The sequence below is a fragment of the Marinococcus luteus genome, assembly GCF_900106595.1.
Classification (GTDB): Bacteria; Bacillota; Bacilli; order Bacillales; family Marinococcaceae; genus Marinococcus; species Marinococcus luteus.
This window is the reverse complement of record NZ_FNNC01000005.1, coordinates 191,048-206,184: the sequence shown is the minus strand read 5'-3', so window position 1 is coordinate 206,184 and position 15,137 is coordinate 191,048. Positions and strand designations below refer to the sequence as shown.

The 15,137-nt window shown below is 48.6% G+C and carries 14 protein-coding genes; 5 read left to right on the top strand and 9 right to left on the bottom strand.

The annotated features are described in order from the left end of the window. Positions 1-29: 29 nt before the first annotated feature. The 4 genes from BLV22_RS11635 to BLV22_RS11620 all read right to left on the bottom strand — a co-directional run bounded on the left by BLV22_RS11635 (position 30) and on the right by BLV22_RS11620 (position 3,910). A complete protein-coding gene (locus BLV22_RS11635) occupies positions 30-578 on the bottom strand; it encodes a YwhD family protein (RefSeq protein ID WP_091615450.1) in 549 nt (182 codons plus the stop codon). 51 nt (positions 579-629) lie between these two features. Then, a complete protein-coding gene (locus BLV22_RS11630) occupies positions 630-1,133 on the bottom strand; it encodes a YwgA family protein (RefSeq protein WP_091615447.1) in 504 nt (167 codons plus the stop codon). A 70-nt stretch (positions 1,134-1,203) separates the two neighbouring features. Beyond that, positions 1,204-2,517, bottom strand: a complete 1,314-nt coding sequence (locus BLV22_RS11625) for an HD domain-containing protein (protein WP_091615625.1) — start codon at positions 2,515-2,517, stop codon at positions 1,204-1,206. Positions 2,518-2,665: 148 nt separating this feature from the next. Beyond that, positions 2,666-3,910 carry a dicarboxylate/amino acid:cation symporter gene (locus BLV22_RS11620; protein ID WP_091615444.1) on the bottom strand — a complete coding sequence of 415 codons (1,245 nt, stop codon included), beginning with the start codon at positions 3,908-3,910 and terminating at the stop codon, positions 2,666-2,668. Between the two features lie 238 nt (positions 3,911-4,148). Between BLV22_RS11620 and BLV22_RS11615 the strand changes: the two genes are divergently transcribed. The 3 genes from BLV22_RS11615 (at position 4,149) to BLV22_RS11605 (ending at position 7,446) form a co-directional block, all read left to right on the top strand. After that, positions 4,149-4,991: a lipoate--protein ligase family protein gene (locus tag BLV22_RS11615; protein ID WP_091615442.1), complete on the top strand. Its 843-nt coding sequence runs from the start codon at positions 4,149-4,151 to the stop codon at positions 4,989-4,991. 132 nt (positions 4,992-5,123) lie between these two features. Further along, positions 5,124-6,470, top strand: coding sequence for a sugar porter family MFS transporter (locus BLV22_RS11610; protein WP_091615439.1), 1,347 nt, complete (start codon positions 5,124-5,126; stop codon positions 6,468-6,470). Between the two features lie 109 nt (positions 6,471-6,579). After that, entirely contained in the window at positions 6,580-7,446 is an 867-nt protein-coding gene (locus BLV22_RS11605; RefSeq protein WP_091615436.1) for an MBL fold metallo-hydrolase, read from the top strand. A gap of 47 nt (positions 7,447-7,493) precedes the next feature. On the opposite strand, the gene pta is transcribed toward BLV22_RS11605, so the two are convergent. Continuing rightward, the gene (pta, locus tag BLV22_RS11600) at positions 7,494-8,498 is read right to left on the bottom strand and encodes a phosphate acetyltransferase (RefSeq protein WP_091615434.1); all 1,005 of its coding nucleotides are present in this window, start codon (positions 8,496-8,498) and stop codon (positions 7,494-7,496) included. A gap of 363 nt (positions 8,499-8,861) precedes the next feature. Here pta and hemQ point away from each other — a divergent pair, with 363 nt between their 5' ends. Then, a complete protein-coding gene (gene hemQ / locus BLV22_RS11595; RefSeq protein ID WP_091615431.1) occupies positions 8,862-9,611 on the top strand; it encodes a hydrogen peroxide-dependent heme synthase in 750 nt (249 codons plus the stop codon). Between the two features lie 118 nt (positions 9,612-9,729). On the opposite strand, the gene BLV22_RS11590 is transcribed toward hemQ, so the two are convergent. Together BLV22_RS11590 and kynU are read right to left on the bottom strand one after the other, a co-directional pair. Continuing rightward, positions 9,730-11,334 (bottom strand): FMN-binding glutamate synthase family protein, encoded by a 1,605-nt coding sequence (locus BLV22_RS11590; RefSeq protein WP_091615428.1) that lies wholly within the window; start codon positions 11,332-11,334, stop codon positions 9,730-9,732. A gap of 36 nt (positions 11,335-11,370) precedes the next feature. Then, entirely contained in the window at positions 11,371-12,642 is a 1,272-nt protein-coding gene (gene kynU / locus BLV22_RS11585; protein ID WP_091615424.1) for a kynureninase, read from the bottom strand. A 257-nt stretch (positions 12,643-12,899) separates the two neighbouring features. On the opposite strand from kynU, the gene BLV22_RS11580 reads away from it, so the two are divergent. Continuing rightward, on the top strand, positions 12,900-13,505 hold the full coding sequence (locus BLV22_RS11580; protein ID WP_079474554.1) for a trimeric intracellular cation channel family protein: 606 nt from the start codon (positions 12,900-12,902) through the stop codon (positions 13,503-13,505). Positions 13,506-13,535: 30 nt separating this feature from the next. Here the strand turns inward: BLV22_RS11580 and BLV22_RS11575 are convergent, their stop codons facing one another. Together BLV22_RS11575 and BLV22_RS11570 are read right to left on the bottom strand one after the other, a co-directional pair. Further along, entirely contained in the window at positions 13,536-13,865 is a 330-nt protein-coding gene (locus BLV22_RS11575) for a YnfA family protein (protein WP_091615422.1), read from the bottom strand. A gap of 114 nt (positions 13,866-13,979) precedes the next feature. Beyond that, positions 13,980-15,137 carry a cation:proton antiporter gene (locus tag BLV22_RS11570; RefSeq protein ID WP_091615419.1) on the bottom strand — a complete coding sequence of 386 codons (1,158 nt, stop codon included), beginning with the start codon at positions 15,135-15,137 and terminating at the stop codon, positions 13,980-13,982.

Here is a 15,137-nt window from a genome sequence, read left to right as displayed (position 1 = left end):
GCGGGAAATATCCCCGCACGCCCTGTTTTTTATTGCTCTGCCGCTCCGCGGAAGGCTTCATACAGCTCTTCGGTCGAATTGTCCCACATGTTCCGGTTAAATGCTTTTAAATATTCCTGCAGAATGTAGCGGGAATGCTCATCCATGTGCGCAATTGCTATGCGCCCTTTAATTGCTTTATCCAGATTGTTCACATGCTCCGGCATACTTTTGTACGCACGGCGGGCTTTTTTGTCCACGAGCATTTCGCAGGCGCCAAGACCGGCGTAAAACGGGCCGTTTTCGCCCTGCTCCGTCGATACCCATACGAGCCAGTACAGCTTGCCGTCCGGGACGTTGCTTTTATCAGGACCAAATTTCACCCGTTTTTCCGGTTCGGATCTGGCGTGCAATGCTCCCATGTCAATAAATGCCGCGTCTTCGGCCGGGTCGATGAAAACGGGGGTCACATGGTCCAGACTGAGGGCGCCGGCGTTAAAGCCGCCGTCCCCTTTCGTAGCGTCCCCGCTTAAAATATTGAACTGGCTGCCACGTTTCTTTTCAGCGCCTTTATTATTATCTTTACTGAATTCACTCATTCGGAAAAGCTCCTCCTTTAATCGTTCCTTATTCTTATCGTACCTGTTTTCTTACTGATTCTGCAACGATTCGATATATTCCCAGCCTTCCTCGAATTCTTCCGGGCGGTAATTCTGGCTTTTTTTCAGCTCGGCCACCCGGGCTTCCACCGCTTCTTTGGACAGATGATCAAAATAAAGCATGGTGGAAACAAGCTCTAAAAACCGGGCACTCTGGCTGTTCAGACTTTGAAGTACAGGCTTTGCCCGCTCGGCCGGCCAGTCGAGCGGAAACTTCTCCAGAAACGAAGTTCCGTCTTCCGAAAGCTCATACCGGTACTGATAGTAGCCGGATTTTGTTTCTTTGCACTCGGTGATAAGGCCCAGGCCGCACAGTTCTTCGAGCCGGAGCGTCAACTCCTCTGAATAAGGGCCGTACATACGGAACGTATATTTTTCCTGAAATGGAAGGTTCAGCTTTTTTCCAATGTATACGATTTTCTGCAGTTTTTTTCGTCCAATAACTTCTTTTGTATCCTCAAGCAGGGCCATGATCTTAGCGTGATCCGGTAACATAATGCCGCTCCCCCTCCCTTTCTGCTGCTTTCTTTATGTATCTTCCGGCTTCACCGGAAGGACGGCGGGATCACCGTTCTATTTTCCCTAATTTTAAATGAAGTATGTCCTTAATCTGCTGCTTCGTGTCTTCCTGCCCGGGCTCTTCGAGAACCTCTGACGGATAGTATAGTTTATGATCGGTCCGCTTTTTACCCGAAATCGCTTCTACCACATCCGACTCTCTCGACAATTCGCGGAGACGGCGATCCGGCATCAAAAGATGAATAGGCACCCGGTCCTCTTCCTCCCCGGGCCGGTAAAAATCATACGGCAGATCCGACGAAGAATCGACGACCAGGTAATACGCAGGATCTACACCGAGATCTGCAAACAGCTGCTGCAGACGAAGCCATTCATTCATCATAAAGTGCTGGTCAAATTCCACATATTTAAACAGCCGCCTGTTCATAAAGCGCCGGCACAGATCCTGAAGTATCGCATCTTCTTCCTTCTGCCACATCAAAAAGTAATACATAACGACCGATTCGTCGAGGTCCAGGTAATCCTCAAGCGTAATCGCGCCTCGGAAAAAGCTTTCAAAATGGTCCGGGGGATATTTAAACGGATAGTCCTCGTTTTTAAGGTCTTTAACTCGCTGTAAAATTTTTGTCAGTATCACTTCCGCACTCCGCGTTACCGGATGAAAATACACCTGCCAGTACATCTGGTACCGGCTCATAATATAGTCCTCAACCGCATGCATGCCGGTTGCCTTAATAACTACCTGGTCTTCTGTCGGCCTCATGACCCGGAGTATACGCTCCATATCAAAATGACCGTAACTGACCCCGGTGTAAAAGGCGTCCCGCTGCAGGTAATCCATCCGATCCGCATCAATCTGGCTGCTGATCATGCTGACAATCAGTTTATTCGGATGAGTTTTCTCTATCACGTCTGCGACCTGCTGGGGAAAATCCCCGCCCATCCGCCGAAGAACGGTATTCACTTCTGTATCACCTAAAATGATATGGCGTGTCCATTCTTCATGATCTGTATTAAACACTTTTTCAAACGAATGGGAAAACGGGCCATGGCCGATATCATGGAGAAGCGCCGCACTCAGGCAAAGAAGCCTTTCGTCCCCATTCCAGTGCGGACGGCCTTCAAACACCTCGATAATCCTGCGCATGATTTCATACACGCCTAAGGAATGGTTGAAGCGGGTATGCTCCGCTCCGTGAAACGTCAGAAACGTCGTTCCAAGCTGGCGGACGCGGCGCAGCCGTTGAAATTCTTTTGTTCCCACCAGATCCCATATGAGTTCATCACTGATATGAATGTAGCGGTGGACTGGATCCTTAAATACTTTTTCTTCTGGAAGCTTCTTATTCCCAACCGGCATGGTCATTGCGTTCCTTTCCGTCTCTGTTTCAGCGGGCCCGCTGATCGTATATTCCAATACTGTTATTATAGCAATTTCTTTCCTCGCTTAGCAAAAAAAGCAGCCATAAAAAATACCGGCAGCATATTGCCGCCGGTACTTGTTAAAATTATTCTGTTCCAATATGCTCTATTTCTTCTCCCCGTTTTCGTTTCTCCGAACGGTCGATTACAAACGCGCATACTGCGTCGCCTGTTACGTTCAGGGAAGTCCGGAGCATGTCCAGCAGACGGTCAATACCGATAATCAGGGCAATGCCCTCCACCGGCAGTCCAACCTGGGTCAGCACGAGTGAAAGCATGATCAGGCCTACGCCTGGAACGCCGGCAGTCCCGATACTGGCCAGAGTAGCTGTCAGGATAATGACAATCACCTGGGTAAAGGAAAGATCAATGCTGTACGCCTGGGCGATAAACACTGCCGCAACGGACTGCATAATACCGGTGCCGTCCATATTAATCGTCGAACCAAGCGGCTGCACAAAGCTTGATACCGGCTTGCTTACCTTCAGTCGTTCCTGGGCCATTCTCATCGAAATCGGCAGCGTACCACTCGAACTCGATAAACTAAAGGCGACGGCCATCGCCGGGAAGAACTCCCTAAAGAAGGTGAGCGGATTGCCCTTGCCGAGTAAAGAAATCGCAAGGGTATACACGATACCTGCCTGCAACACAAGAGCAAGAATAACTGCGAGAGCGTACATGAGAATGGACTGAAGGCCGTCCAGTCCCGCTTCCCCAATAGCAGAAGCGATCAACGCAAACGCGCCGAAAGGGGCTGTGTACATTACAATCGTAACCAAAAACATGAGAATATCATTCAGCTGTTCAAAGAATTTTGTTACCATCGATACTTTACTTCCGAGCATGGCGAGGGAAATACCGATGAAGATACCAAAGGCAATAATTTGGAGCATATTTGCTTCCGCCATCGCCTGTATCGGGTTATCCGGAATGATGCCGAGCAGAGTGTCAGCTATGGAAGGTGCTTCTTCTGCGTCGTAGCTGGCGTTTTGAATATCAAAGTCCCCGCCGGCACCTGGTTGAAGCACATAAGCAACAATAACGCCGATGGTCAAGGCAATCGCAGTCGTGGCAAGGTAAAACACAATTGTCTTGCCGCCAATCCGTCCGAGGTCTCTCGGATTTAAAGCTGCAGCCCCGAGCGTAATCGACACGAACACAATCGGTACTACGAGCATCGTAATTAAGTTAAGGAAAATTTCGCCGACAGGATACAGTAAGTATGTATCTATTGGATTGTAGACGCTGTCCGGTCCAAAGCTTAAAATGATTCCTGCGATCACACCCGCAACAAGCGCTATTAAAATCCAAATCGTCAGTTTCTTGTTCATATTAAGGTCCCCCTTTTTAAATATAAATATTATGAATATTCTCTCTATGTTGTTTTTGGGCCCTCCACTAAAAACTCTCTCAAGCAGATACCGTAATTATACTGTTCATTACCCTGTTTGGAAAGAAAAAATCCTAGTTTCTTCTATATATTTACTGCCTTTTAATATCTCACATAGAAATGGCAGTGTTATAATAAGACCGGTCAAAATGAAAATGACTAGAATCGGGGTACATAAAATGGAAATGAAAAATATTTTTGCCGGTAAAGAATGGCGGTGGATCGATCATTCAGTAACAGGAATTAATATGGATCCATTGCAATCTTTTGCCTTTGATGATAATTTTTGTGTGAGTCTCGGAGAGGGTTCTTCCCCTTCTGTTATGCGTGCCTGGGTCCATGCCCCCACCGTTGTCCTCGGTATTCAGGATACCCGGCTGCCCGCTGCGGCCGATGGGCTTGAATACCTTCGGGAGCAGGGATATGAAGTTATTGTCCGCAATTCGGGTGGTCTTGCTGTCGTGCTTGATGAAGGAATTTATAATCTGTCCCTCATTTTTAAAGAAGAACGTCGGACATCCATTCATGCCGGTTATGAATGGATGTGGTCATTTATGCAGGAGGTTTTCGACGACAGTCCCGGGTATATCGACGCTTATGAAATCGTCGGCTCGTACTGTCCGGGCTCTTACGATTTAAGCATCGACGGAAAAAAATTTGCGGGAATTTCGCAGCGGCGTATTAGAGGCGGGGTAGCGGTGCAGATTTATGTGGGCGTTACCCGGAGCGGCGCTGCCCGTGCAGAAATTTTACGGGAATTCTACGAACGTGCCGCTGCTGATCAGGCAGACACAAAGATCGCCTGGCCGGCCGTTGTTCCTTCTGTGATGACTTCCCTCGAAGAGCTTTATGGCACCGCCTTTTCCATTCAGGACATCAACCGGCGCATCCAGCAGACAGCAGAGCGTCTGGGTGCTTCTGTGTATGATGATCAGCTTACAGAGGATGAACAGTCCCGTTTTACGCATTTCTACGACAGGGTGCTTGCAAGAAACAAAAAAGCGACCCAGCCACACTCATAGGAAAACCTTACACAGCCCAAAACAAGTATTATTTGCGGCTGTTTTCTTATGGATTTATTTAATGGAAATGTTTGGGATACTATCGAACGTGGAAGAATTCTGTCAGGACAAAAAATTAAAGGTGGGTATATGATGTCTAACGGCTTAAGCAAGGGCTGGATATACTTTTTTGGAGCCCTTGGGGGCTTATTGTACGGTTATGAAACCGGTGTTATCTCCGGCGCTCTCATTTTCATTGATCAGGACATTCCTCTTTCGGACTTCCTGCAGGGTGTCGTCGTCAGTTCGCTGCTCGCCGGGGCTATTGTTGGCGCAGGCCTGAGCGGCTATGTATCGGATAAATTCGGCCGAAGGCGGGTCGTATTTGTAATCGCTCTCGTCTACTTAATTGGCTCCCTGGTTCTTGCATTTTCTCCAAATGCAGGTGTACTTATTACCGGCCGTGTTATTCTCGGCCTTGCAGTCGGGGGCTCAACTGCGCTTGTGCCGGTTTATCTATCGGAAATGGCTCCGACAAGCCAGCGCGGCGCGCTCTCGTCTTTAAACCAGCTGATGATTACTCTTGGTATTTTACTTGCATACCTCATCAACTACGCCTTCACTCCAATTGAAGGATGGCGTTGGATGGTCGGGCTCGCAGCCGTACCGGCGATTCTGCTTATGATCGGCGTAATCTTTATGCCGGAAAGTCCGCGTTGGCTGATCAAACGGAACCGTGAACAGGAAGCCCGGAACATCATGGGCTTAACACGCGACCAGGCAGAAATCGAAGATGAAATGAAACAGATGAAGGAAATTGAAAACATTGAAGAAGGCACCGGCGATCTCCTGAAGGCCAAATGGCTGCGGCCAATGTTAGTAGTCGGCTGTCTGCTCGCTGCCTTTCAGCAGCTGATTGGTATTAACTCCGTTATTTATTATGCGCCGACCATTTTTACCGAAGCTGGACTCGGTAATGCCGCTTCAATTCTTGGAACAGTCGGTATCGGTACAGTAAACGTATTAATGACTCTCGTAGCGATCGCAACGATCGACAAGCTGGGACGGAAAAAGCTGCTTTTGACTGGTAATATTGGTATGGTCAGCAGTCTCGCAGCGCTGTCCATTATTCTGTTCAGCGTCGAGCTAACTACTACCGTTGCCTGGCTGATCGTGGTCTTCCTTGGCGTATTTATCATGTTTTTCTCCGCCACGTGGGGGCCGGTTGTCTGGGTTATGCTTCCAGAGCTCTTCCCAATGAAAGCCCGCGGCGCAGCTACTGGTATTACAACGCTCGTACTGTCTCTGGCCAACTTAATTGTTTCCTTAACGTTCCCTATTCTATTAGGGGCTATAGGCATCAATTGGGTTTTCGTTATCTTCGCTTTCATGGGCGTTCTTGCCTTCTTATTCGTACTGCGGTTTATTCCGGAAACCAAAGGACGCAGTCTCGAAGATATCGAAAAGGATCTTCGCGGAGGATTATCCTCCAAATCGTAAAAGCTTTTTTAGACGGACGCTCCCGGGAGTGTCCGTCTTTTTTCTGGTTTTAATTATCCAGGGTACGGAAATACGTAGCATACATACTTATTTCTGAAGGAGGAAAATGATGAGCGAAGAAACGAACGAAGAGCTTTATAATCCAATGGCGGACAAGTATCTGCCGATGACCTCGGTAAAAAGCGGCAAAGAGCATACGGTAGCCCGGGGAGTGCACGCTTATACGAATAAGATCGTTAATCTCTGTACTATCGAGCAGCATGATAATAACAACAACTGGGTGCTGGTTGATACCGGCATGCCTAAATCCTCGGATAAAGTGGTTCAGGCTGTCGAGGATTTATACGGCACCAACAATAAACCAAACGCCATTATACTCACGCACGGTCATTTTGATCATGTCGGTACAGTTGTGGAGCTCGTTAAAAAATGGAATGTTCCCGTTTACGCCCACCCGGAGGAAATGCCTTATCTGACCGGAAAGAAAGCATATCCGCAGGCGGACAGCTCTGTAGACCGCGGACTCGTCGCGAAGATGTCGCCGCGGTTTCCAACCGAGCCGGTCAATCTGGGAGACTTCGTACAGCCGCTGCCTTCCGACGGTTCTGTCCCTGAGTTGAGCGAGTGGAAATGGCTGCACACACCGGGACACACGCCCGGACACATTTCATTGTTCCGGGAACAGGACCGGACGCTCATTGCCGGTGATGCTTTTGTTACTGTAAAACAGGAGTCCCTCTCCCGTGTTACGACGCAAAAGCTCGAAATCCACGGCCCGCCGAAATATTTAACGATGGACTGGGTCGCCGCTAAAAGCTCCGTTGAAAAACTAAACCAGCTCGAGCCAGCCGCTGCAATCACCGGCCATGGCATGCCGGTTCGCGGCAGCGCACTGCGGGACGGGCTGCAAAAGCTTGCAGACGACTTTGATACTATAGCTATACCGGAAACACAAACGCATGATACAAGGCAGTAGCACAAAAAAGGCCTTTCGGAGTTTTTACCCGAAAGGCCTTTTTTCATTTATGATTCTTTATTTGCTACTGCTTCGCGTTCAGTAATAGCCTGCTTGGCCGTAATAAGGGAAAGCTTGTACACATCGTCTATGCTGCACCCTCTAGAGAGATCATTCACCGGCTTGTTCAGGCCCTGAAGAATCGGGCCGATGGCATCGTAGCCGCCGAGACGCTGGGCGATCTTATAGCCAAGGTTTCCAGACTCCAGACTCGGGAAAATAAATATATTCGCCTCGCCGCGAAGCGGTGAATCCGGGGCTTTCTTTTGAGCCACCGCCGGCACAAATGCAGCATCAAACTGGAACTCTCCGTCAATGACAAGATCAGGGCGGGTTTCCTGAGCCGTTTTTGTTGCTTCGGATACCTTCTGCGTTTCCATGGAAGCGGCCGATCCTTTTGTAGAGAAGCTGAGCATCGCTACTTTTGGATCGATATCGAATGATTTTGCCGTTTCTGCAGTGGAAATAGCAATTTCCGCCAATTCTTCAGCACTTGGGGATATATTAATGGCACAATCCGCAAACACGAATTTCTGGTCCTCTTTCACCATAATAAAAACGCCGGATGTTTTTTGAATACCTGGTTTTGTTTTAATAATTTGGAGCGCCGGACGCACGGTGTCACCGGTAGAGTGAGCTGCCCCGCTGACGAGCCCGTCTGCAAAATCCATATATACAAGCATTGTACCGAAATAATTGACGTCCGTCAGCTTTTCTTTTGCGGTCCGCTCTGTCTCTTTCCCTTTCCTACGGGAGACAAAAGCAGTTACAAGCTCGTCCATTTTTTCATACGTTTTCGGGTTGAAAATAGTAACGTTTTCCAGGGACACGCCTAACCTCTGTGCTCTGGCTTCAATTTCCTCTTCATCTCCGATAAGAATAGGAGTAAGCACATTTTCTTCCCCAAGACGTGAGGCTGCCTGAACGACGCGGTCATCGTCTCCTTCCGGCAGTACGATGGAAGGATGTTCTTTTTTCACCTGATCATAGATGGATGCGAAAAGATCGCTCAACAAAATTCCTCCTCAAAATATTGTAAAACAAGTGTATATCGTGTTGATTTCATTGTAGTAGTTCTTCAGATAATTAGCGAAACTCCTGCAAAGGGGCATTCGTTTATTGATTGTGAAAATACCTGCACAGTTTTCATACATTAGCATACTCCTTCTGTGGGAAAAAATAAACCGGGACGAATAAATTCAATGATTTATAAATTTTCACACTTTTGTTTCTCCTTAATTCCTGATACAGAAGGGATAATCGTTTTTTCACGATGATAATGCCCGTGTCACAAATTGCTCAATCATATTCGTTTTGGACGCTAGTGTACTGTGGTATAGTGGGCATCGGAAGGTTTAGATGAAGGAGGAATCATGATGAGCGAAGCTTCTCAAACACTGGACGGCTGGTATTGCCTGCATGACTTCCGCCACTTTAACTGGCATGCATGGAAGCAGGTGCCAAGCGAAGAGCGCGACCAGATGGTTAACGAATTCCATCGTATGATTGAAGGATTTCAGCAGGTGGAAGAGGCTGAGCAGGGCAGCCATGCTTTATACACGATCGTGGGTCAAAAAGCCGATTTTGTTATCATGGTGCTCCGTGAAACCATGAAAGAGATTCACGATATTGAGCTTGCTTTCGATAAATCCGGGCTGGCAGCTTACACGACTCCTGCCTACTCATACGTTTCCATCGTAGAGCTCGGAAACTACTTGCCCCCGGAAGACGGGAGCGATCCTCTCGAGAATCCGTGGATCCGCGGCCGCATTTACCCTATCCTGCCAAAATGGGAGCATTTCTGCTTCTATCCAATGGATAAAAAACGGGAAGGCGAAGACAACTGGTATTCGCTTCCGATCGACAAACGCCGCGAATTAATGAAAGCACATGGCATGACCGGCCGTCAGTATGCCGGAAAAGTAAAACAGATTATTACCGGATCCACCGGTCTTGATGACTGGGAATGGGGAGTCACTTTATTTGCTCATGACGCCCTCCAGTTTAAAAAACTCGTATACGAAATGCGTTTTGACGAAGTCTCTGCCCGTTACGGCGATTTTGGAGCCTTTTATGTCGGAAATATTCTCGAACCGGAAAAAATTCAGGCATATTTTTCTGTATAGTACAACGAACCGCCAAAGTGAGCATACACTTTGGCGGTTTTTTTATCTTTGAGCATACTGCAGAAGACGTGTATTTCCCGGGAAATACTTTCACTCCCAGCGGCGTTTTAAAATTTTCTCAAACCCTGCTTTGCGTTCCTTCCATTTTTCTTTCTACAATGTCTTCTACGGAATACGTACGGCCATCCATATCTTTATAAATAAGATTATTCCGGTTAAATTCCGTCGGCGAATGGAGGCCGGCCGCCACCGCTAAATTATGCATCCCTTCCCGCATGGAAATAATAAAATTGGTGACGCGGTAGGATTTTTCTTCAATATCAAGAGCTTCCTGCCGCTTCGGATCAGTCGTGGCCACCCCGACCGGGCACTCGTTTGTGTGGCACACCTGCGCCATGATACAGCCGACGCTGACCATGAATCCTCTCGCCACATGGATCAAATCTGCGCCAAGGGCTAGCGCCGTGACTGCCTTGTTCGGCGTTAACAGCTTCCCTGAGGCAATGATGGTGATTTTGTCCCTAATCCCTGCTTCAAGCAGTGCTTCTTCAAGCATCGGCAGCGCTGAAAAGAGCGGGAGGGCTACACTGTCCGCCATTTCTTTGTAGGAGGCTCCGGTGCCGCCCTCGCTGCCATCCAGCGTGATAAAGTCGGGAAGACTCTCTGAAGTCTTCAGCTCCTCCGCCAGTTTGGAAGCATGCTGTCTTGAGCCAAGAGTAATTTTAATGCCGACCGGCTTTTCACTCAGCTGCCGCAGTTCTTCGAGAAAGGACATCAGCTTTTCTGTTGTTTCAATATCTTTAAACCGGTTCGGACTGTCTATCGTTTTCCACGGCTCCACATTCCGGACAGCGGCAATTTTTTCGGTAACCTTCGCCCCGTCCACGTGTCCGCCGCGCTGCTTAGCTCCCTGAGCCAGCTTGATCTCTACAGCCTTTACCTGGTCGTAAGCTGCCTGTTCCTGAAACAGCTGCCGGTTAAAGCTGCCGGCGCGGTCTCTTGCCCCGAACAATCCCGGGCCAATCTGCCACATAATGTCCGCTCCGCCCTTCAGATGGTAGTCCGACAGGCCGCCTTCCCCAGTGTTCATCCAGGACCCGGCCGCCCGGGCATTTCCTATGGATAATGCTTCAATCGCCCGGTCTCCGAGCGACCCGTAGCTCATGCCTGACTGGCCGATGAGCCCCTTAACACGGAAAGGATGCTTGACCCCGCTATGTTTTCCAAGCGTAAGAATGTCCTGTTCATCAAGCAGAAACGGATCGAACGATTCCTCCACCCGGTGCTCCTGCCTTGTAAATAACCGTTCGTTGTCGATTTCGTATACTTTGGACGGAACGGCTTCTGCCTTCCGGTCCCTGCGTACATCCTCTTCAAGCGTCGGATACATGTCGTTTACGATATAATAGCCATTCGTATTAAAGTCTTCTTTCGACCCGTAGCCAAGCATGCGTGTTTTGTATTTACCGGCTTTTACCGTAGAAATGAACTGCTCTCTTGAAAATGGTTTCCCCTCAAGATCGTTGTTAAATAAATACTGACGAAATTCCGGCCCTGTTTTTTCAATTAAATAACGCATCCTCCCGAGAACCGGGAAATTTTTTAAAATAGCGTGCTGCCTCTGCCGACGGTCCTTAACGTACATCCAAAGCACCAGCCCTCCCGGCGCCAAAACGATAAGAGCAATTAACAGCCCCAAAAGAACAATAATAGCTGTTTCCATCTCCGGACTTCCTCCTTTCACTTTCTCTCACTTTTTTCAGGCAATCGTTCCGCGTTCATTTGAAAACTGCAGGTATTCTTCATTGTCTATGATTCTTTTCAGCGTTTCTACCGCCAACCGCACTTCTTCATACGTATTGTACAACGCCACCGGCGCAATCCGGATGTATGAAGGTGCCCGGAAATCAGGCACGATGCCCTCAGCTTTCAATGCGTTGCAGATGCCGGCGGCATATTCATGTTTAAGAAGCACATGTCCGCCTCTTGCAGCCGGGTTCCGCGGGCTTACCACCTTCAGGCCGCTGCCAATGCCAGAGTCAATCAGATCGATCATATAACCGGTTAACTGCAGAGACTTTTTCCGGATTCGTCCGATTCCTGCTTCCCCGAACATTTCCAGAGAACCGATCAGCGGAGCCATACTTAGCACATGCGGGGTCCCGATTTCGTATGCTCCGGCCGATTCTTCCGGCTCGAGGGTATGCTTCATATCAAACTGCACAGCTTTTTTTGAACTGAACCAGCCCGCAAGCCCCGGTGATCCCCCAAAATGCTTTTCATGAACATACAGCCCTGCAACAGCCCCCGGTCCTCCGTTCAAATGCTTATAATTGCACCAAACAGCAAAATCGACGCCCCATTCGTGAAGCTCATGCGGTACTGATCCGACCGAATGACAAAGATCGAGGCCGACCATAATGCCACGGGCGTGTGCTTCTTTCGTTAACCGCTCCATATCGAGCACCTGGCCGCTCCGGTACAATACGCCTGGAAGAAACAACAGAGCCGTATCGTCATTCATCCTATCAATAATTTCCTCTTCATCAAGTATCCCGTCCCGGTCCGGCACCTGAACTAGCGCCTCTTCCCCCAGACCGCGCAGATCAAGCTGACTTTTTAATGCGTAAATATCGGTGGGAAAAGCCGCATCATCTGCGAGTATTTTGTACCGTTTGCCAGCAGGCTGATAAAAGGTAGCAAGCATCTGGTGAATGTTTACGGTCGTCGAACCGGTAACAATCACTTCTCTCTCTTTTGCCCCGAGCAGCGGAGCCGAGGTTTGGGCCAGCTTTTCCGACAGGTAGTACCAGGGATGGCTTCCGTTTGTCCATCCCTCAATACCCAGCTGCTTCCACATATTCATGATTTCCTGTACGCTTTTTTCGGCCCGCTCCGACAGCAGACCGAGCGAGTTTCCATCCAAATAAATCGTCTCTCCCATATAGAATTCCCGGCGGTACTTCCGGAGTTCATCATTGTCATCCAGTTTTTTCGCATAAGCCTTTGTATGTAAGTTCACTTTATTCATAGGACCCCTTCTTTTTGTATAGATATTATTTTTAGTCTTTATTTTATATATGATTCCCCCGGCAACTGAAACATTAACTGCTCTTTGCACCATCGTAACAGAAATATTCTGCCTATCTCTTTATCATAGGCACTGGGTTGCTATTTTTGCAGTTACAGCTTATAATCATTCTCGGACTATAAGTGTATATGCCGTCGCTGCCTTTCCGGCAGCGATTTTTTATATGAAGACGCGTCAACCTGGAAAGGGGGATCTGAATGACCTGGGATATGCTGACGGTGATCGGCACCATCGCTTTTTCCATCAGCGGGGCAATTGTCGCTATGGAAGAAGACCTTGATATATTTGGAGTTTTGTTTTTAGGATTTATCACAGCGTTCGGAGGAGGAGCGATTCGAAACATTCTGATCGGGGTCCCTGTGTCGGAGCTTTGGAGCCAGGGGCTGTTTTTCCAGGTTTCCTTTTTTTCTATTCTGCTGTTTGTATTGTTCCCAAATATTTTAATGAAGCACTGGCACAGCTGGGGCTCATTTTTTGACGCCATCGGCCTTGCTTCTTTTGCGATGCAGGGGGCCCTCTTTGCAGTAGAAATGGGGCACCCGCTCAGCGCTGTCATCGTGGCAGCGGTGCTCACAGGCAGCGGCGGCGGACTGATCCGTGACGTACTGGCCAACCGAAAACCGATGGTGCTTCACTCAGAGGTCTACGCCCTGTGGGCGCTGGTCGGCGGCTTATTTATCGGTATGGGCTGGGTTACCGGCGGCTTTGGCCTGTTCCTGTTATTCGTTCTGCTCGTTTCCGGCCGTGTATGCTCCTACCGCTTTCAATGGAAGCTTCCCCACCGAACGATCCCATCCATGTAAATTCCTCCCGGCGGTCTCCGTCGGGCTTTTTTATACTCCGCGGGGCGCCCACAGCATAATACTTACGCCGATAATGCAAAAAGCAGCCCCGATCCAATCGTATGTGTCCGGACGCCAGCCGTCGATCCACCAGCCCCAGAGCAGGGACATAATTATAAATATACCGCCATACGCTGCATAAACTCTTCCAAATGCCGGAAACACCTGAAAAGCCGCAATTACCCCATACATTACAAGCCCTGCTGCTCCGAACAAGCCATAATACCCTGGACGTGACTCTCTTATCCACTGCCAGACCAGATAGCCGCCGCCAATTTCCATAATTCCTGCCAGCACAAATAAAAGAATGCCTGTAAGCATGTAAGCCTCCTCCTTCTCTCGCTTCAACATACCGTAGAGATGATTAAAAATAAAGCCTTCGTAAAATGATATAAAAAAGGCTGCTCTTTTATGAGCAGCCCTCAAAGCTTCATCCTATACCGTTTTTTTGCCTCTTTTCTTTCCGTAAATACTTGTGGCAAGCTCAGGTGCTTTCTGGAACAAATATACCCCGGCGAGAGCCGAAAGAAGAATAAAAATACTGCTGAAGGTCCGCAGGGTGCCTGTAGCAAGTGCTGCCATAATAATGGAAAATTCCCCGCGTTGGGTTAAAGATAAGCCTGCACGCAGCGCTACTTTGGATGACAGGCCGTACAGCTTTCCCCCTGCAAACCCGACGATTATTTTCGCTGCTACCGACCAGGCAAGCAGCACGAGAAGCATCGGAATCATCGGCACCCCTTCCCCGACTTCAATGGTAGTGCCGAAATAAACAAAAAACATTGGGAGAAGCAGATCCCGAAAACGTACAACCAGGCCTTCAAGCACATCGCTCCGTTTTACTTCAGCCAGGATAATTCCTGCCAGAAAAGCGCCCAGCACCTCTGATAAATTCAGGTATAGAGCAATGCCGCCGTAAGTAAGCGCAATACCGAACACGAAAAGGAGAAAAAAATCTTCATCCATATAACGGTCCACAAATGAACGCAATTTTCGGAAAACGAATATTCCGAGCAGAATCGCTCCTGCGACCAATATAATAATTTGAACGAAGGTCCATCCGAGCGTGCCTATAGTAACTCCGCTGCCTACAGTCATGCTGACAAGCACCGCCACAAGCACCGGGGCGAATAAATCCTCAAAAATGAGAAGGCCGAGTATAAATTCAGACTCCGGGTTCACCATTCGTTTGGAGCTTTCAAGCATTTTGGCGGTGATCGAAGAGCTTGTAGCGTAAGAGACGCCGCCTATGATTAAGGATTCGAGCCATCCGAGGCCAAACGCCAGCGTAATACCTACGGTAACCCCGAAGCTGAGTACAATATCCAGAATCCCGGCCCGGAAAACCTTTGTTGCAACATGGATAAGCTGCCGGACCGGAAACTCCATCCCCAGCATAAAAAACAGCAGGACAATACCAATCTCACCGGCAAAATACAGCAGGTGTGAATCTGCCAGCCAGCTGCTGACGACAATTCCAATTAATAGATAGATGATGACATCGGGGAAACGCATTTTAAAAGACATCCATCCCCCGATAAAAAGTATGAGCAGCATCAACCCCGCAGCAAGCAGATCAGGCATTTCCGGCAT